Origin of the sequence: Kineosporia corallincola (assembly GCF_018499875.1) — a bacterium.
Taxonomy (GTDB): domain Bacteria; phylum Actinomycetota; class Actinomycetes; order Actinomycetales; family Kineosporiaceae; genus Kineosporia; species Kineosporia corallincola.
The window spans coordinates 45,384-68,609 of record NZ_JAHBAY010000023.1 but is presented as its reverse complement, the minus strand read 5'-3'; the positions used below and the strand labels follow the sequence as shown (position 1 = coordinate 68,609).

24 protein-coding genes and 1 other RNA gene are annotated in these 23,226 nt (G+C 69.3%); 17 read left to right on the top strand and 8 right to left on the bottom strand.

Annotation, left to right across the window (positions count from 1 at the left end; genetic code table 11):
- Positions 1-318: 318 nt before the first annotated feature.
- The 9 genes from KIH74_RS34475 to KIH74_RS34435 all read left to right on the top strand — a co-directional run bounded on the left by KIH74_RS34475 (position 319) and on the right by KIH74_RS34435 (position 8,661).
- Positions 319-561, top strand: a complete 243-nt coding sequence (locus KIH74_RS34475) for a helix-turn-helix domain-containing protein (protein WP_214160643.1) — start codon at positions 319-321, stop codon at positions 559-561.
- A 477-nt stretch (positions 562-1,038) separates the two neighbouring features.
- A complete protein-coding gene (prfB, locus tag KIH74_RS34470; RefSeq protein WP_214160642.1) occupies positions 1,039-2,148 on the top strand; it encodes a peptide chain release factor 2 in 1,110 nt (369 codons plus the stop codon).
- A 207-nt stretch (positions 2,149-2,355) separates the two neighbouring features.
- On the top strand, positions 2,356-3,045 hold the full coding sequence (gene ftsE / locus KIH74_RS34465) for a cell division ATP-binding protein FtsE (protein WP_214160641.1): 690 nt from the start codon (positions 2,356-2,358) through the stop codon (positions 3,043-3,045).
- Between the two features lie 30 nt (positions 3,046-3,075).
- Complete coding sequence (gene ftsX, locus KIH74_RS34460) at positions 3,076-3,990, top strand: permease-like cell division protein FtsX (RefSeq protein ID WP_214160640.1); 915 nt, start codon at positions 3,076-3,078, stop codon at positions 3,988-3,990.
- Between the two features lie 71 nt (positions 3,991-4,061).
- Positions 4,062-5,366, top strand: coding sequence for a peptidoglycan DD-metalloendopeptidase family protein (locus KIH74_RS34455; protein WP_214160639.1), 1,305 nt, complete (start codon positions 4,062-4,064; stop codon positions 5,364-5,366).
- A gap of 104 nt (positions 5,367-5,470) precedes the next feature.
- Positions 5,471-5,941 (top strand): SsrA-binding protein SmpB, encoded by a 471-nt coding sequence (gene smpB / locus KIH74_RS34450; protein WP_214160638.1) that lies wholly within the window; start codon positions 5,471-5,473, stop codon positions 5,939-5,941.
- A 178-nt stretch (positions 5,942-6,119) separates the two neighbouring features.
- Positions 6,120-6,488: a transfer-messenger RNA gene (gene ssrA, locus KIH74_RS34445) on the top strand.
- 308 nt (positions 6,489-6,796) lie between these two features.
- A complete protein-coding gene (locus KIH74_RS34440; protein WP_214160637.1) occupies positions 6,797-7,873 on the top strand; it encodes a hypothetical protein in 1,077 nt (358 codons plus the stop codon).
- Positions 7,874-8,226: 353 nt separating this feature from the next.
- Entirely contained in the window at positions 8,227-8,661 is a 435-nt protein-coding gene (locus KIH74_RS34435) for a hypothetical protein (protein ID WP_214160636.1), read from the top strand.
- A gap of 31 nt (positions 8,662-8,692) precedes the next feature.
- Here KIH74_RS34435 and KIH74_RS34430 read toward each other — a convergent pair whose 3' ends face one another.
- Positions 8,693-9,460, bottom strand: a complete 768-nt coding sequence (locus KIH74_RS34430) for a PIG-L deacetylase family protein (protein WP_214160635.1) — start codon at positions 9,458-9,460, stop codon at positions 8,693-8,695.
- A gap of 185 nt (positions 9,461-9,645) precedes the next feature.
- Between KIH74_RS34430 and htpG the strand changes: the two genes are divergently transcribed.
- From htpG to KIH74_RS34415, 3 genes are all read left to right on the top strand, one after another.
- The gene (gene htpG, locus KIH74_RS34425; protein WP_214160634.1) at positions 9,646-11,562 is read left to right on the top strand and encodes a molecular chaperone HtpG; all 1,917 of its coding nucleotides are present in this window, start codon (positions 9,646-9,648) and stop codon (positions 11,560-11,562) included.
- 74 nt (positions 11,563-11,636) lie between these two features.
- The gene (locus KIH74_RS34420; protein WP_246573789.1) at positions 11,637-12,140 is read left to right on the top strand and encodes a mycothiol transferase; all 504 of its coding nucleotides are present in this window, start codon (positions 11,637-11,639) and stop codon (positions 12,138-12,140) included.
- Positions 12,141-12,358: 218 nt separating this feature from the next.
- Complete coding sequence (locus tag KIH74_RS34415) at positions 12,359-13,405, top strand: D-alanyl-D-alanine carboxypeptidase family protein (protein WP_214160632.1); 1,047 nt, start codon at positions 12,359-12,361, stop codon at positions 13,403-13,405.
- Positions 13,406-13,419: 14 nt separating this feature from the next.
- On the opposite strand, the gene KIH74_RS34410 is transcribed toward KIH74_RS34415, so the two are convergent.
- Both KIH74_RS34410 and KIH74_RS34405 read right to left on the bottom strand, forming a co-directional pair.
- Complete coding sequence (locus KIH74_RS34410) at positions 13,420-14,364, bottom strand: alpha/beta hydrolase (RefSeq protein ID WP_214160631.1); 945 nt, start codon at positions 14,362-14,364, stop codon at positions 13,420-13,422.
- Positions 14,365-14,390: 26 nt separating this feature from the next.
- On the bottom strand, positions 14,391-15,095 hold the full coding sequence (locus KIH74_RS34405) for an alpha/beta fold hydrolase (protein WP_214160630.1): 705 nt from the start codon (positions 15,093-15,095) through the stop codon (positions 14,391-14,393).
- Positions 15,096-15,271: 176 nt separating this feature from the next.
- Between KIH74_RS34405 and KIH74_RS34400 the strand changes: the two genes are divergently transcribed.
- Complete coding sequence (locus KIH74_RS34400) at positions 15,272-16,240, top strand: GlxA family transcriptional regulator (protein ID WP_372492173.1); 969 nt, start codon at positions 15,272-15,274, stop codon at positions 16,238-16,240.
- Positions 16,241-16,260: 20 nt separating this feature from the next.
- Here KIH74_RS34400 and KIH74_RS34395 read toward each other — a convergent pair whose 3' ends face one another.
- Positions 16,261-16,998, bottom strand: a complete 738-nt coding sequence (locus KIH74_RS34395; RefSeq protein WP_214160628.1) for a dienelactone hydrolase family protein — start codon at positions 16,996-16,998, stop codon at positions 16,261-16,263.
- A gap of 191 nt (positions 16,999-17,189) precedes the next feature.
- Here KIH74_RS34395 and KIH74_RS34390 point away from each other — a divergent pair, with 191 nt between their 5' ends.
- Positions 17,190-19,109, top strand: a complete 1,920-nt coding sequence (locus KIH74_RS34390; RefSeq protein ID WP_214160627.1) for a DUF6345 domain-containing protein — start codon at positions 17,190-17,192, stop codon at positions 19,107-19,109.
- Between the two features lie 62 nt (positions 19,110-19,171).
- On the opposite strand, the gene KIH74_RS34385 is transcribed toward KIH74_RS34390, so the two are convergent.
- The gene (locus tag KIH74_RS34385; RefSeq protein ID WP_214160626.1) at positions 19,172-19,804 is read right to left on the bottom strand and encodes a CG0192-related protein; all 633 of its coding nucleotides are present in this window, start codon (positions 19,802-19,804) and stop codon (positions 19,172-19,174) included.
- Between the two features lie 38 nt (positions 19,805-19,842).
- Here KIH74_RS34385 and bluB point away from each other — a divergent pair, with 38 nt between their 5' ends.
- A complete protein-coding gene (gene bluB, locus KIH74_RS34380) occupies positions 19,843-20,460 on the top strand; it encodes a 5,6-dimethylbenzimidazole synthase (RefSeq protein WP_214160625.1) in 618 nt (205 codons plus the stop codon).
- On the opposite strand, the gene KIH74_RS39100 is transcribed toward bluB, so the two are convergent.
- Positions 20,461-21,129: a LuxR C-terminal-related transcriptional regulator gene (locus KIH74_RS39100; protein WP_372492171.1), complete on the bottom strand. Its 669-nt coding sequence runs from the start codon at positions 21,127-21,129 to the stop codon at positions 20,461-20,463.
- A 93-nt stretch (positions 21,130-21,222) separates the two neighbouring features.
- Here KIH74_RS39100 and KIH74_RS34370 point away from each other — a divergent pair, with 93 nt between their 5' ends.
- Entirely contained in the window at positions 21,223-21,495 is a 273-nt protein-coding gene (locus KIH74_RS34370) for a GlsB/YeaQ/YmgE family stress response membrane protein (RefSeq protein ID WP_214160623.1), read from the top strand.
- 91 nt (positions 21,496-21,586) lie between these two features.
- Here the strand turns inward: KIH74_RS34370 and KIH74_RS34365 are convergent, their stop codons facing one another.
- The gene (locus tag KIH74_RS34365) at positions 21,587-22,069 is read right to left on the bottom strand and encodes a molybdenum cofactor biosysynthesis protein (RefSeq protein ID WP_214160622.1); all 483 of its coding nucleotides are present in this window, start codon (positions 22,067-22,069) and stop codon (positions 21,587-21,589) included.
- A 146-nt stretch (positions 22,070-22,215) separates the two neighbouring features.
- On the opposite strand from KIH74_RS34365, the gene KIH74_RS34360 reads away from it, so the two are divergent.
- Complete coding sequence (locus KIH74_RS34360; RefSeq protein WP_214160621.1) at positions 22,216-22,353, top strand: hypothetical protein; 138 nt, start codon at positions 22,216-22,218, stop codon at positions 22,351-22,353.
- On the opposite strand, the gene KIH74_RS34355 is transcribed toward KIH74_RS34360, so the two are convergent.
- Positions 22,346-23,224 (bottom strand): carbohydrate ABC transporter permease, encoded by an 879-nt coding sequence (locus KIH74_RS34355; RefSeq protein ID WP_214160620.1) that lies wholly within the window; start codon positions 23,222-23,224, stop codon positions 22,346-22,348. The two genes, KIH74_RS34360 and KIH74_RS34355, sit on opposite strands and share 8 nt — an antisense overlap.
- Positions 23,225-23,226 lie beyond the last annotated feature (2 nt).

Here is a 23,226-nt window from a genome sequence, read left to right as displayed (position 1 = left end):
GCGGTGGGGTGAGGGTGCCCGGTGAGGGTGGGGCGTGCCGACTTGTGTGACGGGAGTAGGTCACGAGGTGGGGCATGAAGGGAAGGGGGTGGACGGTGTGGCAGGCATTCCCGTGGGGTGAGGGTCCCGGCCCGCCAGAACGGGGTGACTGGCGGGCCGGGACATGATCGCCAGAACGGGTGGCCGGCGATCCTGGGATGTTCGCTGTATCTGGATTACCGCGAACAGATCGGCAATTTACCATATCGTTCGGGAAAATCCGTAGTCACGCCGCTTTCTGCTACTCCCTGAGCTGCGCTGCCGCCTACGGTCGGGCGAATGGTGGACCTGGGGCGGATCGTGGCGCGGAACATCCGCGGGGAGCGGTCGCGACTGGGGTTGACCCAGGAGGAGTTCGGCAAGCTGGTGGGCTGGTCTCTGAGCCAGGCTCATGATGCCGAGAAGGGCAACCGGCGCATTCATGTGCAGGAGATCCCGCTGATCTGCCGTGCCTTGCAGGTCACCTTCGCCGATCTGTGTCGTGGCGCCGCGCCCGACGATCTGGATTCGCTGGGCCTTTAAGGCGGATCGAATAAGACGGATCGAACCGGCCGCCCTCCTGTGGGCGGTGGAACCGCTTCCGGCGTGTGGCTTTCCGTCAAGTGGGAGCCGCGGCGGAAGTGAGCCCGGTCCGTCGCGCATCTCAAGATGCGCACCCGCCGCACCCGGGGCAGAGTTGTGCGCGTGAACCGGAACGTGTGAGAGCGAGCCGGGGATCGGGGAATGGGAGCCCCTGTGGGAGTTGGAGCCCAGCCGCGCGTCCGGCGTTGAACCAGGACGCGCGGCCGGGAGCCCGCCGCAGACGCCGCGCCGCTCGAAACCCTGGTTCTTCGGGGTGAGCTGGTTCGTCGTCCTCAATCACTGTAAAACGGGCATTCGTAACCCAAAGGGTTAAAAGTGTGACGCCTGCAACAACAGTGCAGCGTCGTCGCCACCGGCAGGCGCGGATCGACATGCCGAATCTGTGTTTCGGCCGGACACCGCGTAACCTCGATCAACGTGGCCATCGACTTCCCCAGTGAGATCCGCGCACTGCGCACCACCCTGGACTCCATCCTCAAGGTGAGCGATCTGGATCAGCTGCGCTCCGACATCGCCGATCTCTCCGAACAGGCCGCGGCCCCCGACCTGTGGGACGACCCGGAGAAGGCCCAGGTCGTCACGTCGCAGCTCTCCCACGGTCAGGCTCAGCTCGACCGTCTGGAGAAGATGGGCTCGCGGGTCGACGACCTGGAGACGCTGGTCGAGCTGGCCGAGGAGGCCGACGACGCGGACACCATGGCCGAGGCCGAGGACGAACTGCGCTCGGTGCAGAAGGCGCTGGGCGAGCTGGAGGTTCGCACCCTGCTCTCCGGCGAGTACGACTCCCGCGAGGCCGTGGTCACGATCCGGTCCGAGGCCGGCGGTGTGGACGCCGCCGACTTCGCCGAGATGCTTCTGCGGATGTACCTGCGCTGGGCCGAGCGGCACCAGTACAAGACCGAGGTCTACGACACCTCCTACGCCGAGGAGGCGGGGCTGAAGTCCGCCACCTTCCGCGTGGACGCTCCCTACGCCTACGGCACGCTCTCGGTCGAGCAGGGCACCCACCGGCTGGTGCGGATCAGCCCGTTCGACAACCAGGGGCGGCGGCAGACGTCGTTCGCCGGCGTCGAGGTGCTGCCGGTCGTGGCCGAGACCGACCACATCGACGTCCCGGAGAACGACATCCGCGTCGACGTCTACCGGTCCTCGGGTCCGGGTGGTCAGTCCGTCAACACCACCGACTCCGCGGTCCGGCTCACGCACATCCCCACCGGCATCGTCGTGACCTGCCAGAACGAGAAGTCGCAGCTTCAGAACAAGGCCTCGGCGATGCGCGTGCTCCAGGCCAAGCTGCTGGAGAAGGCCCGCCAGGACCGACAGGCCGAGCTGGACGGGCTGAAGGGTGACGGCGGCTCCAGCTGGGGCAACCAGATGCGTTCCTACGTGCTGCACCCGTACCAGATGGTGAAGGATCTGCGCACCGAGCAGGAGTCCGGCAACCCGTCGGCCGTGTTCGACGGCGCGATCGACGAGTTCCTCGAGTCCGGCATCCGCTGGCGCAAGTCGCAGGAGCAGTCGGCCTAGTTCCCAGCGATGGACGACGGGGAGCGCGTGCGTGCTCCCCGTCGTCCATTGTTGTTTGCCCCGCGGAAAAGGCACAGGAGCTGCACAGCTTCACCCCGGCAACGCACCGCTGCCTGCAACGTTCACCTCGGTACTCTCACTGCCCCCTAAACTCAGTCCCGGCCGCGTGCAACTTCCCAGTCCCCGACGGCGGCCGAGGTCTGAGCCGTGATCCGATTCGATGACGTCACCAAGGTCTACCCCGGTTCCAAACACCCTGCCCTGAACTCGGTCTCCATCGAGGTGGGCAAGGGTGAATTCGTCTTCCTCGTGGGGGCTTCCGGGTCGGGCAAGTCCACCTTCCTGCGCCTGGCTTTGCGTGAGGAGAAGGCCACCAAGGGTGTGGTCCGGGTCTCCGGCAAGGACGTGGCGAAACTGTCCAGCTGGAAGGTTCCCCATCTGCGCCGCACCATCGGCGCGGTGTTCCAGGACTTCCGCCTGCTGCCGAACAAGACGGTTTTCGAGAACGTCGCGTTCGCGTTGCAGGTCATCGGTAAGCCCCGGCACGCCATCGCGCACACCGTCCCCGAGGTGCTCGAGCTGGTCGGTCTGGCGGGCAAGGAACAGCGGTTCCCGCACGAGCTGTCCGGTGGTGAGCAACAGCGTGTGGCGATCGCCCGGGCCTTCGTGAACCGGCCGGCGATCCTGCTGGCCGACGAGCCCACCGGAAACCTCGACCCGAACACGAGCGTGGGCATCATGCGGTTGCTCGACCGGATCAACAAGACCGGTACGACGATCGTCATGGCCACCCACGACCACGAGATCGTCAACCAGATGCGCAAGCGCGTGATCGAGCTGGAGAACGGCAACATGCTGCGCGACGAGACCGCCGGCGTTTACGGCTACTCCCGCTGACGGCCCTGGTAGAAAGCAACTGACGAAGACATGCGTTTTCAGTTCATTCTCGATGAGATCATCATCGGCCTTCGCCGCAACATCGCGATGGCCATCTCGGTCGTCCTGGTCACCGTGGTGTCGCTGTTCCTGGTAGGCCTCGGGTTCCTGGCCCAGCGCCAGGTCGACACCATGAAGGACTACTGGTACGACCGCGTCCAGGTCTCGATCTTCCTGTGTGACAAGGTCTCCACCGCCGCCACCTGCGCCGACGGTGCCGTCACCGAGGCGCAGAAGGAGCAGATCCAGGCCGACCTGAAGGCGCCGGCGCTGGCCGCCTACATCGACTCGGTCTACTTCGAGACCCGGCAGCAGGCCTACGACCACTTCAAGGAGCAGTACAAGGACAGTGCTCTGGCCGAGAACGTGACGGTCGACCAGATGCCCGAGTCCTACCGCATCGATCTGAAGAACCCGGAGCAGTACCAGGTGGTGGCCGACGCCTTCGCCGAGCGCGCGGGCGTGGAGTCGGTGGAGAGCCAGAACAAGGTGCTGGACCGGCTGTTCGCGCTGCTGAACCAGCTGAAGCTGGGCTCCTGGATGCTCGCCATCGTGACGCTGCTGTGTTCGGTGCTGCTGGTCGCGACCACGATCCGGCTGACGGCCTTCACCCGTCGCCGGGAGACCGGCATCATGCGGCTGGTCGGTGCGTCCAACTTCTTCATCCAGCTGCCGTTCATCCTGGAGAGCATGATCGCCGCCGCAGTCGGCGCCCTCCTGGCCTCGGTCGCCCTGGTCGCGGTGACCAAGTTCCAGATCCAGGGACGCCTCGCGCAGCAGCTGACCTTCACGAACTACGTGGGGGTGGCTGACGCGCTGAGCGTCGTGCCGTGGCTCTTCGTGATCGGTCTCGGCATCGCTGGCGTGTCGGCCTTCCTTGCCCTCCAGCGATACCTCAAAGTGTAGTCACTCCTGTACCGTGTGTGACCGATGTTGCCGGCCGTCTACGAGGGTCAGGGGCGACAGGAGGCACGCGGATGACGCGGAAGAGCACACACTTCAGGACGACGAGGGCGCGCGGAACACGCCGTCCCGCACGGGTTCTGGCCGCCGTCGCGGTGGCGGCCTCGGCTCTCGCGGTCTGCGTCACGAACGTGGCGCAGACCGCCCCGGCCGCCGTGGCGGACGACGTGAAGGACCGGCAGGACAAGCTCTCCGACCAGCTGAAGGAACTGCGCGAGGATCTCGAGGGCACCTCCGACGAGCTGGTCGACGCCGCGGTGCGGCTGAAGACCGCGGAGTCCCGCCTGAGCGAGGCGAACGACCGCCGCGATGCCGCCGAGGAGGCTCTGGCCCGGGCCGGCCGGCGGGACGAGGAACTCGCCGACCAGCTGGTGCTGGCCGAGGCAGCGGTCGGTAAGTCCCAGCGTGAGCTGGAGGCCAGGGCCACGCAGGAGCAGGAGACCCGGGACCGGCTGGCCGGCATCGCCCGCCAGGCCTACGTGAGTTCCGGCATGGCCGGGCTCTCGATCGCGCTGGGTGCGCAGAGTCCCGAGCAGTTCGCCGACCGGGTGAGCGTGGCCGACAACGCCCTGCGCGCGCAGAGCGGCGTGATCGACCGGCTCTCCGTCGAGCAGGCCGAGACCCGCGCCGACGAGGCCAAGCTCGAGGCCGGACGGCGCCGGGTGGCCGCGCTCAAGCAGCAGTCCGAGCAGGTCGTCGCGCAGCGCGAGCAGGCCACGAGCCAGGCCCGGCAGGCAGCGGACGAGATCGGCCGGCTCGTCGGCGAGCGCGAGCGCGCGGTCGAGGCGATCTCGGCGCGAAAGGCGGCCGAGCAGAAGCGGGTCGACGACCTGGAGGCCGAGCAGGACCGGCTGGCCGAGATCCTGCGGGAGCGGGCGCGGGCCAGTTCCGGCTCCGGGTCCGGCGGCGGGGTGGTGGCCGACGGCGGCTCGGGCCTGTCCTTCCCGGTCAGCGCGCCTGTCACCTCGGGCTACGGCTGGCGCTACCACCCGATCCTGAACTACCGGCGGTTGCACGCGGGTACCGACTTCGGGGCGGCCTGCGGCACCCCGGTGCGGGCCGCGGCCTCCGGCTCGATCGTGCGGGCGGGCTGGTCGGGCGGCTACGGCAACCAGATCGTGGTGGACCACGGCCGGCTGCGCGGATCGGGCGTGGCCACGTCGTACAACCACCTGAGCCGGATCGTCGTCTCCTCCGGGCACGTCAGCCGGGGCCAGGTGATCGCGTACTCCGGCACCACGGGTCTGTCGACCGGCTGCCACCTGCATTTCGAGGTCTACGTCAACGGCTCCACCACGGATCCGATGGGCTGGCTGTGAGGACCGGCTGCGCCTACCGCGTAACCGGGCTTAATCAAGTGGGCACCGCTCGCCGCACCTCATAGACTTGATCCTCGGCATTCGCGGTAGAGAGGTGTGGTGACGTGCCCAGAGAGACCGGTCGCAAGGTGGTTGCGTCCAACCGTAAGGCGCGGCACGACTATCACATCGACGACACGTACGAGGCGGGCCTCGTGCTCACCGGTACCGAGGTGAAGGCCCTGCGTCAGGGTCGCGCCTCGCTCGTCGACGGCTTCGCCCAGATCGACGCCGGTGAGGCGTGGCTGCACAACGTGCACATCCCGGAGTACCTCCAGGGCACGTGGAACAACCACGCCCCGCGCCGGCGCCGCAAGCTGCTGATGCACCGCTACGAGATCGACAAGCTGGCGGGCAGCTCGCGGGAGGGTGGATACACGCTGGTGCCGCTCCAGCTGTACTTCAAGGACGGCAAGGCCAAGGTGGAGATCGCCCTGGCCCGCGGCAAGAAGAACTGGGACAAGCGGCAGACCCTGCGCGAGCGCCAGGACAAGCGCGAGTCCGACCGGGCCATGTCGCTGCGCGCCAACCGCTGACGACCTGCGGTCGGCGGGCGGGCGGCGGGCGGGCGGTAAATGGGGAGGCGGGAACACGGGGGCAGGCTGTAGAGTTGTACAGCTTCGTGGGGCCGGGAACGGCCTCCACGGTTGACAACTGAATAATCGCAACACCTGGAAGATGCAGATCTTCTTCAGCCAGCTCTTCTCCCCACACGGGGGTGACTGGTTTCGACGTCGGTCGTCTTGCCAGGGGAAGCGGGCCGAGTACGCGATGTGATCTCGTTAATCCTCGTCGCAAACCAATAGTTGCCAATACAACGCGCAACGACCTCACCCTCGCTGCCTAAGCGAGTGTAGGTCCGTCAGTCCGGGAGTGCCTTCGGCCCGGTCACTGGCGTCGACTAGAAGGCCACTGCCCAAGGGACCGGTCACGGGGCCTGCGGGAACACCAACCGTGACTGAGCCCGGCTTGGTGACCCGCCTGTGGGATCGCCAGGGCTGAGAAATGCCGTAGCAGGCTGCGCCCGGAGAATCCCTGGTTCTGCGCTGGCGGACGGGGGTTCGAATCCCCCCACCTCCACCACGGGTGCTCACGGTCGAACACGACCGGGCGAGAACCCGCAGCGGAACGCCGAAAGCCCCGGACCTGATGGTCCGGGGCTTTCGTTTTGCACCCGGCCGATGGCACGGAGGGCGGGCTGCGGTTCGGCGGAACTCGCGTGCAACGTGGAGGGGGCTCGGTGCGTCCAGCCTCCGGAAGCGCAGATCCGTCAGGTCGGGGGCGCTGTTCCGTGGCCGGGGGAGGCCGGGGGCGGTGCCTATGGGTGACGTGAGGACGGCTCTGCGTGCCCACAGCTCGACCACCCGTGGACCAGAAGGAGCCCTCGCCTCATGCCCAGTAGCAATCCGTCGCTCACCCTCGGCGGGAAGATCGTCGCCGCCACCGGGGTGCTCTTTCTGATCGCCACGTTCCTGCCCTGGTGGGTGTACAAGTACAGCGGCTTCGGCACCTCCAGCTCAACGAGCGCCGACGCCTGGAAGTTCGGCCTGCCGAAGGCCGCCGCGATCCTGGTGGTCCTGCTCGTGGCCGAGGTCGTCGTGGTCCAGGTCGCCAGGGTGAAGCTGCCCGACGGTGTGCCGTGGGGCCCGATCCGGCTGGGCGTCTCCGGCCTCGCCGCCCTGCTGGTGCTGGTGGAGACGGTGAAGGGCCACGACCTCGGCGTGGACACCGAGAGCCTGAAGAGCCTCTACTCGGGCCTCGGGGTGACGGCGGACCTGGACATCGAGTCGTCGTTCAGCCGCGGCTTCGGTCTGTACCTCGGCGTGCTGCTCATCCTGGGTCTGGTCGCCGGTAACGCCCTGCGCCTGAAGGAGACGCCGGCCGCGGCGTCGCCCTCCACCCCCGGTCAGGGGTCGTCGTGGGGACAGAACCCGGGCCAGCAGCAGTGGGGCGGTCAGGGTGGCCAGCAGGCCCCGTACGGCCAGCAGAACCAGCAGCAGTTCGGCCAGGCACCCTACGGTCAGCAGGCTCAGTTCGGCGGCCCGGCGGACCAGTTCGGCCAGCAGCAGCAGTTCGGCGGGCACAACCAGCAGCAGTTCGGTCAGGCCCAGTACGGCGACCAGGCCCAGTTCGGTCAGCAGGCGCAGTACGGCGACCAGGCCCAGTTCGGTCAGCAGGCGCAGTACGGCGACCAGAACCAGTACGGCCAGGGCCAGGTGCAGTACAGCCCGAACCCGTACGGTCAGCCGGACCAGTTCGGCCAGCAGAACTCGCAGAACCAGGCGCAGCCCGGTCAGGGCCAGTTCGGCCAGCAGGACCAGGGCCAGCAGAACCAGTGGGGTCAGCAGAACCAGTGGGGCCAGGCCCAGGGGCAGGGCCAGGGTGACAAGCCGGCTCAGCAGGGTCCGGCCGACCAGTACGAGCAGACCCGCTACAACCCCAACGGTTACGGCCAGCGTCCGGAGTAGTCCCGGTACCGCCGAGCGGTGAGCCGTCGTCCTTCTCGTGGCCGTGCGTCCCCTTCGGGGGAACCGCACGGCCACGAGTGCGTCCGGCCCGCTACGACTTCCGGCTACCTTCAGCGAAGGGTCACGTCCGCCCCGGCCCGCCCGCCCGGTCCCGCTGTCAGCGTCGAGAACGCCGGGGGAGGGGGCGTGATGGAGCGTTTAGCGCCGTTGGTGGTCCACCGGCCTGCCCTGTCCCCGCTGATCCGGAGGCCGGGGCATCCCGCGGAAATCGGTCGTCGCCCGGCGATGATCCTGGCAGGCTTGGTCACAGCCGCCTGACAGAGAAGACATCGTCCGGAAACGGAGCACCAGTAATGGCCAGCCGTGTGCCGCTCACGCTCGGGGGGACGGTCGTCGCCACCACCGGCGTCCTCTTCCTGATCGACCTGTTCCTGCCCTGGCACCGCACCTGCGTCGAGGTGTTCAGCCAGGGGCTGTGCGTGCAGCGGGCCGGGTGGGACGGGTCGTTCTCCCTCCTGGCCGGGCTTGTGGTGATGGCGTTGCTCGCCGAGCTGGTGGCCGTGCAGGTGCTGCGGGTCGGTGCCCCGGGTCTGAGCGGCCTCAGCCGGCTGCGGCCGGTGCTCGCCGGGGCCGTCGTCGTGCTGGTGCTGCTCCAGCTGATCAGCGGCGACGACGGACTGGACCGTGGTTACGGCCTTTTCACCGGTCTGCTGCTGGCCGTGGGCCTGGCCTACGGCACTCGTCTGCGCACGGCCGAACCCGCGGCACCCCTCGTCGTCCACCATTGACCGTCGGACGAGGGGCGGACCAGGCGAAGGATCAGGCGATCGAGCTGGGCAGGAACACCGTCTCGTCCAGCGCCGGGATGCGCTTGCCCAGCACCCACCGGGTGTGGGTGGCATAGCGCTCCAGCAGCACGGCCTTGGCGTGCTGGTCCACGTCGAACTTCAGCTGCTCCATGCCCTTCGGGGCGGGGAGCGCCTCCTCCAGCTTCTGGGCGTCCGGCTGGTCGGCGTAGAACCCCACGGTCCGCTTGCCGATCAGGGCATTCCCCACCTGGTTGGCGAGCACCCGGTCGACGTGCCGGCTCAGGCCGAGGGGCGCCAGGATCACGTCGTCCGCGCTCGTGGTCAGCAGAACGCGCTGCACCAGGTCGGCACGCAACTGCTTGTCGTGCGGCGACACCTGGCCGCTCGCGATGTGCCAGCGGTAGGTCGGGTAGATCACGCTGACCTCGGGCAGCAGGTCACCCGCCACCTTCGGCACGCGCGGGTCGTCGCGGCGCCGCCACAGGGCGTCCGGCAGGCCGAAGTGCACGCCGGTCACCTGGATCGAGCGCAGGGCCAGGATGTCCTCGGTGCGGCGCTGGTTGTACAGCGGCGGCGCGAGCCGCGCGTTGCGCTTGTTCAGGTAGGCGCGGGCCGTGCGGCTGGGGTTCCCCTGGCTGTGCGTGAACAGCGTCATCACCGTCACCGGCGACCGGAGCGCCAGCTGGGACATCAGGTAACCGCAGGAGAGGGCCGCATCGCCCAGGTGCGGGGAGAGAACGATGACAGGACGGTCGGACAGGGACTCCGGAGCGGCCACGAGGCCATCCTTTCGCGCGTACGGGAGGGCAAGGATCTGCCGGTCGACAAACCCAAGCACATCCGTCCCACCAGACTGCCGGAAGGTGAGCGTGTGACGTCGTCCCCTCACCCGGCGGGGCCGACTAATCTTGACCCGCAAGACTTCGCGAACGTGAACGAGACGTGAACATGGGGAAAGGTGCCATGACGACCCAGGCCGAGAGTTACGAGTTCCAGGTCGAGACCCGTCAGCTGTTGCAGCTGATGATCAACTCGATCTACTCGGACAAGGACCTGTTCCTGCGTGAGCTGATCTCCAACGCGTCGGACGCCCTGGACAAGTTGCGGCTGGAACGGTTCAACGACGACACGCTCGACGTCGACACCACCGACCTGCACATCCGCATCGACCTGGACGCCGAGGCGCGCACGCTGACGATCAGCGACAACGGCATCGGGATGTCGCGCGACGAGGTCGTGAACCTGATCGGCAAGATCGCCAACTCCGGCACCGCCGAGTTCATGCGCCAGCTCAAGGAGGCGCAGAAGGACGAGGCCGAGACCGAGGAGCTGATCGGCCGGTTCGGGGTCGGGTTCTACTCCAGCTTCATGGTGGCCGACCGGGTCACGCTGGTCACCCGGCGGGCGGGGCAGGCCGAGGCGACCCGCTGGGAGTCCGCGGGCGAGGCCACCTACACGCTGGAGGCACTCGACGAGGCCCCACAGGGCACCTCGATCACGCTGCACCTCAAGCCGGCCGATCCCGAGGACCGGCTGTTCGACTACACCGAGGACCGCAAGGTCCGCGAGATCATCACCCGGTACTCGGACTTCATCACCTGGCCGATCCGCATGCTGTCGGCGGAGACCCCGAAAACCGAGGACGACGAGGAGCCCGCGCCGCGCGAGCTGGAGACCGTCAACTCCCGCAAGGCGCTCTGGACCCGCCCGGCCTCCGAGGTGACCGACGAGGAGTACGCCGAGCTCTACCGGCGGATTAGCCATGACTGGAACGACCCGCTGGAGACGATCCGGCTGAACATCGAGGGCACCCTCCAGTACCAGGCCCTGCTGTTCCTGCCCGAGCGCGCCACCGCCAACCTGTTCAGCCCGGACGCCAAGCACGGCGTGCAGCTCTACGTGAACCGGGTGTTCGTGATGGACGACTGCGAGGAGCTGGTGCCCGCGTACCTGCGCTTCGTCAAGGGCGTCGTGGACTCACAGGACCTGGCGCTCAACGTGTCCCGCGAAATCCTCCAGCAGGACCGGCAGATCGAGTCGATGCGCAAGCGGCTGACCAAGCGCGTGCTCCAGTCGGTCAAGGGCCTGGCCGCGAACGAGCCGGAGAAGTACGCCAAGTTCTGGGGCGAGTTCGGCCGCGTGGTCAAGGAGGGCCTGCTCCAGGACTTCGCCAACCGCGACGCCATCCTGGAGATCTGCTCGTTCGAGACCACCCACGACGCCGAGAAGCGCACGTCGCTGCGGGAGTACGTGGAGCGGATGCCGGAGGGCCAGGACAAGATCTACTTCCTCACCGGCGAATCCCGCGTGGCGATCGAGAACTCGCCCTACATGGAGGCTTTCCGGGCCAAGGAGCTGGAGGTGCTGCTGCTCACCGACCCGATCGACGAGGTCTGGGTGGACGGCATGCCGGAGTTCGACGGCAAGCAGTTCCAGTCCGTGGCCAAGGGCGAGATCGACCTCGACGAGAAGGAGGAGGGCGAGCGCGAGCAGCAGAAGGAGCAGTTCGCCGGCCTGCTCACCTGGATGGGCGAGGTGCTGACCAAGGACGTGAAGGAGGTCCGGCTCTCGAACCGCCTGACCACCTCCCCGGCCTGCGTGGTGAGCGACGCCAACGACGCCACGCCGACCCTGGTCAACCTGTACCGGGCGATGGGACAGGCGATTCCGCAGGAGCGCCGCATCCTGGAGCTCAACCCCGGCCATCCGCTGGTCGCGGGTCTGCGCTCGGCGCACGAGTCCCGCCCGGACGACACGAAGCTGGCCGAGACCGTCGAACTGGTGCACGGCATGGCGCTTCTGGCCGAGGGCACGCAGCCCGATGACCCGGCCCGGTTCGTGCAGCTGATGGCCTCGCAGCTCGGGGAGACGCTGAAGTGACCCAGGGCGCGCCGGAACCCCAGGTGGACGCTCGGCCGGTGGACGTCGACGAGCACGGACGTCCCGAGCCGCCGATGGTGGGCGACGAGGCGGACACCCTGATCGGTTTCCTGGAGTACCAGCGCGCCACCTTCGCCTGGCGGACCGGCGGTCTTGATGCCGCCGGTCTGTCGGCGACCGTCGCGGCGTCCACCATGACCCTCGGCGGCATGATCAAACACCTGGCCTACGTGGAGGACTGGTGGTTCGGCAACTTCCTGGCCGGGGTCGCCCCCACGCCTCCCTGGGACACCGTGGACTGGGACGCGGACCGCGACTGGGACTGGCACTCCGCCGCCTCCGACTCCCCGGAGACTCTGCACGCGCTGTGGCAGGAGAATGTCGCCCGCTCACGTGCCGCGACCGCCGTCGCCCTGGCCGAGGGGGGAATGGGGCAGCCGGCGCGCCGTGAGCACCGGCGGACGGGCCAGGCTCCGACCCTGCGCTGGATCGTGGCGCACATGATCGAGGAGTACGCCCGGCACAACGGGCACGCCGACCTGATCCGCGAGTCGATCGACGGGCAGGTCGGGGAGTAGGACACGGTCCGCCGGAACCCGGATGACCACCCGGATCTCGCTAGTATGACCCGCAGTCACCGCGGTACTGCTGCGAGATTCCGGGAGTCGATCCAGTGCTGCGTCCGTTCGCACGGCCCCTCGTCGTCCTCTGTTCGGTTCTTGCCGTCGTCCTGAACCCGGTGCCGGCGAGGGCCGTTCCGCTTCAGTCGCCGGTCCAGTCACAGGTTCAGTGGCTGGTGCCGGTCGACGGCGCCTATCCGGGCGGCGCGCCCAAGGTGGACTGGCCGTCGCGGGGGCGGGCCCGGATCGTGGTGCCGGGTGTGGGCACGATGGGGCACGTGAACAGCGGCGTGAAGTCGGTGCCAATCGCCAGCGTGACGAAAGTGATGACGGCGTACACCATTCTGGCCGACCACCCGCTCGCCCCGGGGGAGGAGGGGCCGAGTATCACGGTGACCCGGGCCGAGGCGGACTCCTACCCCGCCCGCAAGGCCGACGGCGAGTCGCTGGTCAAGGTCCGGGCGGGCACGCGGTTCACCCAGCGGGAGGCGCTGGAGGGCCTGCTGATCCGCTCGGGCAACAACATGGCCGACATCCTCGGGCGGTGGGACGCCGGTTCGCCGAAACTCTTCGTCGCGAAGATGAACGCGCAGGCCGCCCGGATGGGTCTGACGGCAACGTCTTTCGCCGACGCCTCGGGTCTGAGCAAGAAGTCGCGCAGCAGTGCCGTGGACCTGCTCGACCTGGCGCTGGCGGCGATGAAGGACCCGGTGTTCGCCGAGATCGTCGGCACCGGGCGGACCACGATCCCGCTGAACACGCTGACGACCACCAACAAGCTGCTCGGGCGCAACGGGGTGATCGGGATCAAGACCGGATCCACGAAAGCGGCCGGAGGGTGCCTGCTCTGGGCCGCGACCGACACCGTGGACGGTGAGACGTACACGATCTACGGCGTGATGCTGGGCGCACCCGGCCCGCTGATCCTGACGAACGCCCTGAGGGCGAGCGAGAAGATGGTGATCTCGTCGCGAAAGGCGTTACGGCGCATCACCCTGCTGAAGCCGGGCACCCCGGTGCTCTCGGTCACGGACGACGAGGGCGTGGTGCGTGCCTACGGTGTGACCCGGCCGGTGGCGGTGCCGGGCTGGTCGGGCATGCGCTACCAGCTGGGGCTGCCGGCCGGAACCACCGGCGCCACCGGAACGCCCGGAACCCCGACCTCGATCACCGTGAAGACCAGTGGTGACGCGATCGGGGTTCCGGTGGAACAGCTTTCCTGAAGCCTGCCGGACGCTCAGGGGTGCAGGGCGTCGAACAGGAAGTCGCCGGCCTGCCGGGTGGCGGCCTTGGCCGCATGCGTGTCGGCCAGGGCGTTCACCATCACGAAGTCGTGGATGATGCCCTGGTAGCGCACGGCGGTGACCGGGACACCGGCCAGCCGTAGCTTGGCCGCGTAGGCCTCGCCCTCGTCGCGCAGCACGTCGGCCTCGGCCACGATCACCAGGGCCTGCGGCAGGCCGGCCAGTTCGCCGACGCTGGCCCGCAGTGGCGAGGCGGTGATCTCCGCGCGCTGCGCCGGGTCGGTCGTGTACTGGTTCCAGAACCACTTCATGCCCTCGCGGTGCAGAAAGTAGCCGGTCTCGAACTGGTCGTAGGAGTCCGTGCCGAAGTCGGCGTCGGTGACCGGGTAGAACAGCACCTGGGCCGAGATCGCCGGGCCACCGCGCTGTTTGGATCGGATGGTGGTGGCGATGGTCATGTTGCCGCCGACCGAGTCACCGGCCACCGCGAGCCGTGACGCGTCCAGGTCGTGGTTCGCGCCCTCGGCGGCGATCCACTCCAGGGCGGTGTAGATCTCGTCGATCGCGATCGGGTACTTCACCTCGGGGGAGAGGCTGTAGTTCACGAAGACGGTGGCGGCCCGGGCCCGCACCGTGAGCTCGCGGACGAGCCGGTCGTGGGTGTGCGCGTTGCCGAACACCCAGCCGGCGCCGTGGGTGTAGAGCAGCACCGGCAGTGGGCCGGTGACGCCCTTCGGCCGGAAGATCCGGATCGAGACGCCGTCGGTGATGGTCAGGTCTTCGATGTCGGCGTCGGGCACCGCCACGTCGCCGCTCTGCACGCCGTCGACCGCGGCCCGGCCCTCGTCCGGCGGGAGCTGGTAGAGGAACGGCGGTCTGGCGGTGGCCTCGACGAATTCCTGTGCGGCCGGCTCGAGGACGGGATCTGGTCCGGGCATGACGGTCCTTGTCTGTGGGGATGGATTCAGTGGGTGTCTGCCGCGTCGGAGATCACCTTGGCGACCTCCGCGGCATGCGTCTGCATCAGCAGGTGCGGTCCGTCGAGCTCGACGACGTGCTGGATACCGGCTCTGCGGTAGCCGAACCGCTCCACGTCGGGGTTGATGGTGCGGTCGGCCGAGGCGACGATGCCCCAGGCCGGGCGGGTGCGCCAGGCGGCCGCCGCGGCGGGCTCGCCGAACGCGGCACCGGCCAGCGGGCGCTGCGAGACCGCCAGCACCCGGGCCGTGCCCGGGTCGAGGCCGGCGGCGAAAACCTCGCCGAAGGCCTCGATCTCGACCGAGAACTCCGGTCCGTCGGCCGGGGTGCCGGTCTGCACCAGGTGCGCCGCCAGGTCGGACTCCGGGAAACCGCCCTGCAACTGGCCCAGGCTCTCGCCCTCTTCCAGTACGTAGCCCGCCACGTAGACCAGGGCGCTGACGTTGGCCGCGAGGCCGGCGACGGTGATGACGGCACCGCCGTAGGAGTGCCCGGCCAGCACCACCGGGCCGTCGATCCGCTCGACGACGGAGCGGATGTAGGCGGCGTCACCGCTCAGCGTGCGGTTGGGCACCGGCGGCACCAGCACGTCGAAACCGCGGTCGAGGAGGTGACGGGTGACCGGCGCCCAGCTGGCGCCGTCGGCGAACGCGCCGTGGACGAGGACGATCGTGGGTCTGCGGTCGGGCAAGGGGATCGGCTCCTGCGGGGGAAGTTGGTCGGAGGTCCAGCCTGCCCCCGGGCGCTGCGCGGCGACCCCTCACCGGCGGACGAGAACCCCTCGGAATGCGACTCAGGAAAATAGGTCATCATGGATGCGGTCGATGCGGACCGGATCATGTTCGTGACGAGAATGAGCAGGTGACCGTGACTTCCCGGGCCAAGCGGCTGCGCATCGGCATACTCGTGTTCGACTACGTCAAGATGCTTGACTTCTCCGGGCCGGCCGAGGTTTTCGTGGAGGCCAACCAGACCGCCGGCAACTACGAGGTGGTGCTCATCTCGCCGGACGGCAAGCCGGTCCTGACCTCGGTCGGGGCGCGGGTCGAGGTGATGACCTCGGCGGCGGAGGCCGGTGAGCTGGACACCCTGGTGGTGCCGGGCAGCGAGTCCGCCCCGCCGTCGTTCGTCACACCCGCGGTGCTGGAGGCCACCCGGCTGCTGGTGCCCCGGGCCCGCCGGGTCACCAGCATCTGCTCCGGGGCCTTCGTGCTGGCCGCGCTCGGTCTGTTCGACGGCCGCCGGGCCACCACGCACTGGAAGTTCACCGGCCGCCTGGCCAAGGAGTACCCCGGCGTGCTGGTCGAGCCCGACTCGATCTTCGTGCGCGACGGCAACGTGTACAGCTCGGCCGGGGTGGTCGCGGGCATCGACCTGGGCCTGGCCCTGGTCGAGGAGGACCACGGGGCCGACGCCGCCCGCCGGGTGGCCCAGTCGCTGCTGGTCTACCTCCAGCGAGCCGGCGGGCAGTCGCAGTTCTCGGCCCAGCTCCAGGGCCCGGCGCCGCGCACGCCGGTGGTGCGCTCGGTGGTGGACCTGATCCAGGAGGACCCGGCGAAGCCCTTCACCGCCCAGGACCTGGCCGACCACGCCCGGGTCAGCGTGCGGCACCTGGCCCGGCTGTTCCGTGAGGAGCTCGACTCCACGCCGATGGAATACCTGGCCGACATCCGGTTCGAGGCGGCCCGGGCCAAGCTGGACGCCGGGGCCACCGTGGCCCAGGCGTCGCAGCTGGCCGGTTACGGCAACGCCGAGGCGCTGCGCCGGGCCTTCGTGGCCCGGCTGGGCATCTCACCGCTGAAGTACCAGCAGCGGTTCCGCTCCACCGGGCGCTGAGGGCCGGCCGCCGAAGACCGCTACGACCGCCCGGTGAAGAACGAAACCGCCTCCCGCAGGCCCAGATCCGTCAGCTCCGGGTCGTGGCGGGCGCCGATGTCGCGCATGAACGCGTGCTCGCCGCCGGCGTACACGTGCAGTTCGAGGTCTTCCAGGCCGGCGGCGTAGAGCGCCGACAGCACCTGCAACCGGGCGTCGGCCGGCACGTGCGGGTCCTGCGAGCCGAAGATGATGAACAGCCGGCCCCGGATGTCGCCGGCCCGCGACAGTGAGTCGGCCACGTCGGCACCGAGTTTCCCGTCCTGGAGACCGGTCGGGTAGAAGCAGACGGTCGCGGCCACCCGCTCGTCGAAGGCGGCCCGGAAGGCCAGGTGCCCGCCGATGCAGAAGCCGGTCACCAGCACGTCGGTGACGCCGGGCAGGGCGGTGAGGTGGTCCAGGGCGCTGACCCGGTCCTCGTCGAAGGCGGCGGTGGGCATCGAGGCCGCGCCGGCCAGCCCCCGGGCCTTGCCCTCGTCGTCGAATTCCAGTGCCACACCGGCCAGTTCGCCACGCGGGTAGATCTCCGGCACCAGCACCAGGAAGCCCGACGCGGCCAGCCGCCGGGCGGTGCGCAACGTCGACTCGGTCAGCTGGAAGATGTCGGTGTAGAGCAGGACACCGGGACGGGGGGTGTCGCCGACGGGGGTGATCACCACCGCCTGGATCTCGTGGCCCTGGCGGGACGGGATCGACACGCGTTCCTCACGAAGTTTCACGCCACCGGACCCTATCCGGCCCACCGCCCGGACCGGCGGACCGGGCGGGACCACGGGGTGTTTGGCCGGGTACTCAAGCGTAACGCAATGTTAAATCCAGATGACGCAGGGTGTATCTACCAGGCTGTTGATCCACTCCTTCACGGGTGCCGGGCCTGCCCGCCCGGCTCTCCCAGATATGGAGTTGCCGAATGTCCAGTACTACCAGGCGCGCACGGGGACGTGCCCTCACCGTCACCCTCGCCGCGGCCACCACCGGCGCCGTGCTGATGCCGCTCTCCGGCGGCGCGAGTGCGCAGGCCCGTCCCCTCGGCGCGGCGATCGTGCCGACCGCGACCGTGTACCAGGTCGTGCAGGAGGGGCTGACCGCCACGGACGCCGAGACGCTGGCGCGCACCGCCGGGATCGGTAACGCCCTGCGGCCCGACGGATCGTTCTCCTACACCGACCCCGAGCGTTTCGCCCGGGTGCCGACCAGCTTCCTGCGCGAGGGCAAGGACGAGTCCGGCCTGCCGACGGCGTCGGAGAGCGTGGACTTCGCCGCCCTCGCCCGGATCAAGGCGCCCTCCGACGACGTGGCGCTGCGCCGGGCCAAGGAGGTCCTGCCCGTGCCGAAGGGCTACGGGGCGCAGACGGTGATCGGTCACACCACCGTGGACCATCGCGCCACCCGCGAAAAGACCACGCGCAGCTATCAGATCGACACCACCGTCTCGTACCAGCTGACGCTGGGCGGGATTCCGGTGGTCGGGCCGGGCGCCAAGGCTCGGGCCTCGTTCGCCGGTGACGGCACGGTGATCCAGCTGAGCCAGGCCGTGCGCCAGGTGGAGGCGTCGGGGCAGGTGCCGATCGTCAGCCCGGCCACGGCGCAGAAGAGCTGCACCGCGCTGTACGGCGACGCGGTCAAGCAGGACACCCCGGTGCTCGGCTACTACGCCTCCGCCCTCGGGGCGACCGAGGCCGACGGCAAGGGCACGGTGACGAAGCTGGTTCCGCACTACATCTGCCGGCCGACCGGGGCGATCGAGCAGGACAGCCGCTACGGCGGCAAGCTGGTGGCGGCCGCGCCGGCGCTGGCCCCCACGGTCACGCTGAAGGCGAGCGGTGACGGGACCACGGTCTCGGCCGCGGCCGGGGTGCGCGGCGGCACGGCGCCGTACGCGTACCGCTGGGCGTCGTCCTCGGTTCAGCTGGACGGCGAGAAGCCCGAGATCGCCTACACGCCGGCCCAACGGGACCGGCTGACCAGGTCGTCCGTGGAGGCGCTGACCGTCACCGTGACCGACGCCGACGGCCTGACCAGCACCGCCCGGGTGAGCCTGGCGAACGCCAAGGGCGACGCCTCGGCCACCGGCGTGCAGGGCGGCGCGGGCGGCACCTTCGCCACCAACGGCATCGAGCAGACCGTGGACGAGTGGCAGTGCGCGCAGGACAGCGCGAACGGGTTCAGGTCGGTGATCAAGGCGCACAACCACACCGTGTCGTTCGACTGGCGGGGTGCCAGCGCCTTCGAGAAGGACTTCAAGGACAAGAACCAGAAGGGCTGGGACGCCGACTACACCGACAAGGTGGACGCCCAGTGGTACACCGGCCACGGAGGGCCCGGCGGCTTCACCTTCAAGGGGGCGCACGACGACGGGAACATCACCCCGGACGACGCCCGCTGGGGCGACGACCAGCTGGAGTGGCTCCAGCTGGAGAGCTGCCAGGTGCTGCGCGACACCGACGGCACGCTCGACTACTTCGACCGCTGGGGCAAGGCGTTCCGCGGCCTGCACCTGCTGAACGGCTTCGACACCAACGCCCAGTGCGTGAACGGCGGCACCGGGGCCCGGTTCGCGAGCTACCTGTTCCCGGAGAAGTTCTTGTGGTGGGAACTGCGGCCGGCGCTGACCGTGCAGCAGGCCTGGGGCTCGATGGCGAACGACCTGGAGCCGGCCGGCCGGAGGTGGCGCTCGGTCAGCCCGGCCACCTACGACGACACCGCCAAGAAATGGATCACCAACATCGGTGACCACTACTGGGGCGAGGGCAGCGTCGGCCCGGACATCCGGCCCGGGAGCGCGACCACACCGCTGGAGGGATTCGTCTCGGTGAGTGGCGTCAGCTGAGCGGAGGTCCGCGAGGGCGGGCGGTGGTGGGTGAGAACCCGCACCGTCCGCCCTCTTCCGCGTCAGATCCGGATGCCCGCCACCACCACCGGATCGCCGCCGGCCACGCGCGCGGTCAGGGTCTGCGTGACCCCGGTCAGCTCGCGGCCCACGATGCGGGCCACGACCAGCACCGGGCCACCGGTGGTGACCACGGTGTACCCGGCGGCCTCGTCGTGCGGCTGAGCCCCGACGATCGGCGGGATCCCGGTGCCGGGGGTGCCGCTGCCGATCACGGTGGCCGTCGGCGTGCGTTCGGTCAGCTCGCCGGTTGCGTCGGCCACCATTTCCGCCACCTGCGAGCCACCGGTGAGGATGACGGAGGCGGCCACGGCCGCCCAGACCGGGTCGCCGCACCCGTCGTAGACCCAGCGGGTGCCGAGCACGGAGTGCTCGGTGGTGCCGATCAGGTGCTCGTCGGCGCCGTGCAGCGGCTCGCCGCGATAGGTCAGCGGAATGTGCAGCAGCGGGGCGCCCGGATCGTCGGTGGTGGCCAGGATGGTCTCGATCCCGACCTGCCCGTCCGGGTCGTCGAAACGGTAGGCCCCGGCGTTGCGCACGCCGGTGAGGCCGTCGGCCCAGGCCCGGGAGCGCAGCCAGGAGTTCAGTAGCTCGATCTTCGACGGACTCAGTGTCGCCTGGTGGATGAGAGCCATGAAACGAGCCTAGAGCGGACCCGGCCAGAATGAGGCCCGTGCGAGATCTGTATGACGTGATGTTCCGCCGCCGCGACGTGCGGGCCGAGTTCACCGGTGCGCCGGTGGACGACGAGACGCTGGCACGCGTGCTGTCCGCCGCGCACGCCGCCCCCAGCGTGGGCATGTCGCAGCCCTGGGACTTCCTGCTGATCCGGGACCAGGGCACCCGGCAGGCGTTTTTCGACCACGTGCAGCTCGAGCGCGAGACGTTCGCGGCAACCCTGAGCGGTGAGGAGGCCGAGCGGTTCGCGCGGATCAAGATCGACGGGGTGCTGGAGTCGAGCCTGTCGGTGGTGGTCACCTACGACGCGCAGCGCGGCGGGCCGGCGGTGCTGGGCCGGCACGCGATCGCCGACGCCGGGCTGTACTCGGTGTGCCTGGCCATCCAGAACCTGTGGCTGGCCGCCACCGCCGAGGACCTGGGCGTGGGCTGGGTGTCGTTCTACCGGGAGCCCTTCCTGGCCGGGCTGCTCGGCATCCCGGACGGGGTGCGGCCGGTGGCCTGGCTCTGCCTGGGACCGGTCAGCTCGCTGCACGAGGTGCCCGACCTGGAACGGCACGGCTGGCGCAGCCGCTCCCCGCTGGAGCGGTTCGTGCACCGGGAGAAGTGGTGATCACGGGCCGCCCTGCCAGTGCTCGACCCGGTGGTGGTCGGGCGTGAAGCCGTGCTGCACACCCCAGAGCACCGCCTGGGTGCGGCTGGCCACCCCGATCTTGCGGTAGATGCTGCGGATGTACGACTTGATGGTGTTCGGGCTGAGGTAGGTCAGCCCGGCCACCTGGGCGTTGCTCATGCCCTGGGTGATGAGCGCCAGCACCTCGGCCTCCCGGTCGGTGAGCCCCTCGCCGCGGCCCGGCCAGTTCAGGCCGGGGGCGGTGCGGGCCCGGGGTGCCTGCTCGCTGACCACGACCCGGCCGGCGTGCACCGCCTCCAGCGCCTCCACCAGGTCGGCGGCCGGCAGCGTCTTGGACAGGTAGCCGGACATGCCCTGCTCGCGGGCGCGCTCGATCAGGGCCGGGTGGAAGTTCCAGGTGTACACGACAACCCTGCGGGCGCGCGGGTTCTCGGCCAGCGTGCGCAGCTCCTCGACGTCGGACTCGGGCTGCGCGAAGGTGTCGTAGAGAACGATGTCGACCCGGTCGTCCACCCCGAGGTTGGTGTCGATCTCGGCGATCAGCACCCGCTCGCGGTACTGGTCGAGCATGTGCGCCAGGCCCGTGGTGACCACGTCGTAGTCGTTGACCAGCGCGATGAGGATCGGCGGCTTCGTCACGCTCGTCACGATAACCCCCTTAGGGGTGTGGTGGACCAGCCCCAGGGGTGGTTTCGTGGAAGACGTCAGAGCACAGCGCCCGACCTTCGGAAGGACTCCGAAATGCTTGGTCTGATCATCACTCTCATCATCGTCGGCCTGATCGCCGGTGCCGTGGCCCGGCTTCTGGTGCCCGGCCGGCAGAGCATGTCGATCCCGGCCACGATCGGCGTCGGGATCGTCGGCTCGTTCGTCGGCGGCTTCCTCGGTTACCTGATCTTCGGCAAGGACTCGGCCGACGGTCTGCTCCAGCCCTCCGGGCTGATCGGCTCGATCATCGGGGCGATCATCGTGCTGCTGCTGTGGGTGAATCTGGCCGGGCGGCGGGCAATTTAGGACGACGAGGAGCTCCGCCACGCACGGCCCCCTGGTGATGAGCATGCGCGTTCCGCCCTCCCCCCTCCGGGGGGCGGGACGCGCTCGCTGATCACGAGGTGACCACGTCGACCGGGCCCAGCCGCAGTTCGCCGTCGTTCACCGGCACGCAGCGGATCCCGCCCCGCCCGCGCAGGGCCCGGAACGCACCCGGCCCGATCACCACGTCCATCCAGGCACACGGATTGGCCCGGCGGCGCACCTCGAACGACACCGGCCCGCTGCCGGAGTCGAGGGTGAGGGTGCGCCCGACCATCGAGTCCACGTCGACGCCCTGGAGAAGGATGTTGCGCCGCACCTGGATCAGGCCGACACCCGGCGGCAGCGACTCACTCGCGATCAGCGTGACGGCCGCGTCGCGATGGGCCGTCTTCCCGAAGTAGCGGTCACCGGTGATGCCCAGCCGGGCCCGCACGGCGATCCGCCCGACCAGTTCATCGTCCGGGGCACCGTCCGGCACGGGCGCCGGGCCGTCGGCCGGGCGGCCCTCGTAGCGGTGCAGCGGTGAGACCAGCAGCTCGACGATCCTCGGCACGACGGCCGAGCGTACCGGGCGTACCGGACGGGTGAGGGCGAGCCTGCGCCGGAACCTGTGAACGGCGCCGACCTCGAAAGGCCGGCGCCGTCCATTGTTCAACCGGTGGTCGGACGCTGCTCGCCTGTGCGCAGCAGCCTGGGGTGATGGCCGACGAGCTGGACGAGCGCACCGTGTACGCCCTGAACATCCCGGACAGCGAGCTCACCGTCGCCGAGCTCTGCCTGCGGCGCTATCTGCGCTCGCTGGGGAAACTCGGCGACGGCGAGGAGAGTGCTACTTGATGCCCGTGCTGGCCACGCCCTGCACGATCTGACGCTGGGCCACCAGGAACACCACCAGCAGGGGCAGCAGGCCGAGCACGGCCGAGGCCATCACCTCGGCCTGGTTGATGCTGGTCGCCCCGAGCAGGCCGCTCAGACCCACCGGGATGGTCTGCGACTTGGTCTGGGTCAGCACCAGCAACGGCCACAGGAAGGCGTTCCAGGTGGTGATGAAGGTGAAGATCGCCACCGCGGAGACGGCCGGGCGGCACAGCGGCATACAGATCTGCCGGTAGATCCGCCACCACGAGGCCCCGTCGATCCGCGCCGCCTCGATCAGGGCGTCCGGGATGCCCTTGAGGAACGAGCGGAACACGAACACCGCGACCGGTGAGGCCGTGGCCGGCAGGATCAGCGCCCAGTAGGTGCCGAGCAGGCCGAACGCCCGGAACTCCATGAACTGCGGCAGGACCAGGGCCTCCATCGGCACCATCAGGCCGGCCAGGATCAGGACGGTCAGCGCGCCCTTGCCCCGGAACCGCAGGTGCGCCAGGCCGAAGGCGATCAGCGAGCAGACGATCACGGTGAAGACCACCGACAGCGTGGAGATCAGGAAGCTGTTCAGGTACCACCAGCCGATCGAGTTCAGGCTGAAGGCGGCGTGGTACGCGTCGAGCGTCCAGCTGCCCAGCGAGAAGCCGATCGGGTCGGCGGTGATCTCCTCGATCGGGCGGACCGAGGTGATCACCGCGTAGGCGAACGGGATCAGCCAGATCAGCGCGAACAACGTGAGACAGGTGGCGGCGAGCCGGTTGAACGCCTTCGAGCCGGTCTTGTCGGCCTGTGACCGTTCCTTGCGCTTACGCGGCGTGGGAAGGGTTGTCGTGGTCATGT

Excerpts from the sequence above, each read along its gene's own strand:
- KIH74_RS34355 (WP_214160620.1), bottom strand. The coding sequence starts at position 23,224 with ATGACCACGACAACCCTTCCCACGCCGCGTAAGCGCAAGGAACGGTCA.
- KIH74_RS34370 (WP_214160623.1), top strand. The coding sequence starts at position 21,223 with ATGCTTGGTCTGATCATCACTCTCATCATCGTCGGCCTGATCGCCGGT.
- KIH74_RS34385 (WP_214160626.1), bottom strand. The coding sequence starts at position 19,804 with ATGGCTCTCATCCACCAGGCGACACTGAGTCCGTCGAAGATCGAGCTA.
- ftsX (WP_214160640.1), top strand. The coding sequence starts at position 3,076 with ATGCGTTTTCAGTTCATTCTCGATGAGATCATCATCGGCCTTCGCCGC.
- KIH74_RS34410 (WP_214160631.1), bottom strand. The coding sequence starts at position 14,364 with ATGCCCGGACCAGATCCCGTCCTCGAGCCGGCCGCACAGGAATTCGTC.
- htpG (WP_214160634.1), top strand. The coding sequence starts at position 9,646 with ATGACGACCCAGGCCGAGAGTTACGAGTTCCAGGTCGAGACCCGTCAG.
- KIH74_RS34440 (WP_214160637.1), top strand. The coding sequence starts at position 6,797 with ATGCCCAGTAGCAATCCGTCGCTCACCCTCGGCGGGAAGATCGTCGCC.
- KIH74_RS34390 (WP_214160627.1), top strand. The coding sequence starts at position 17,190 with ATGTCCAGTACTACCAGGCGCGCACGGGGACGTGCCCTCACCGTCACC.
- KIH74_RS34435 (WP_214160636.1), top strand. The coding sequence starts at position 8,227 with ATGGCCAGCCGTGTGCCGCTCACGCTCGGGGGGACGGTCGTCGCCACC.
- KIH74_RS34455 (WP_214160639.1), top strand. The coding sequence starts at position 4,062 with ATGACGCGGAAGAGCACACACTTCAGGACGACGAGGGCGCGCGGAACA.
- KIH74_RS34475 (WP_214160643.1), top strand. The coding sequence starts at position 319 with ATGGTGGACCTGGGGCGGATCGTGGCGCGGAACATCCGCGGGGAGCGG.
- KIH74_RS34360 (WP_214160621.1), top strand. The coding sequence starts at position 22,216 with ATGGCCGACGAGCTGGACGAGCGCACCGTGTACGCCCTGAACATCCCG.
- KIH74_RS34420 (WP_246573789.1), top strand. The coding sequence starts at position 11,637 with ATGGTGGGCGACGAGGCGGACACCCTGATCGGTTTCCTGGAGTACCAG.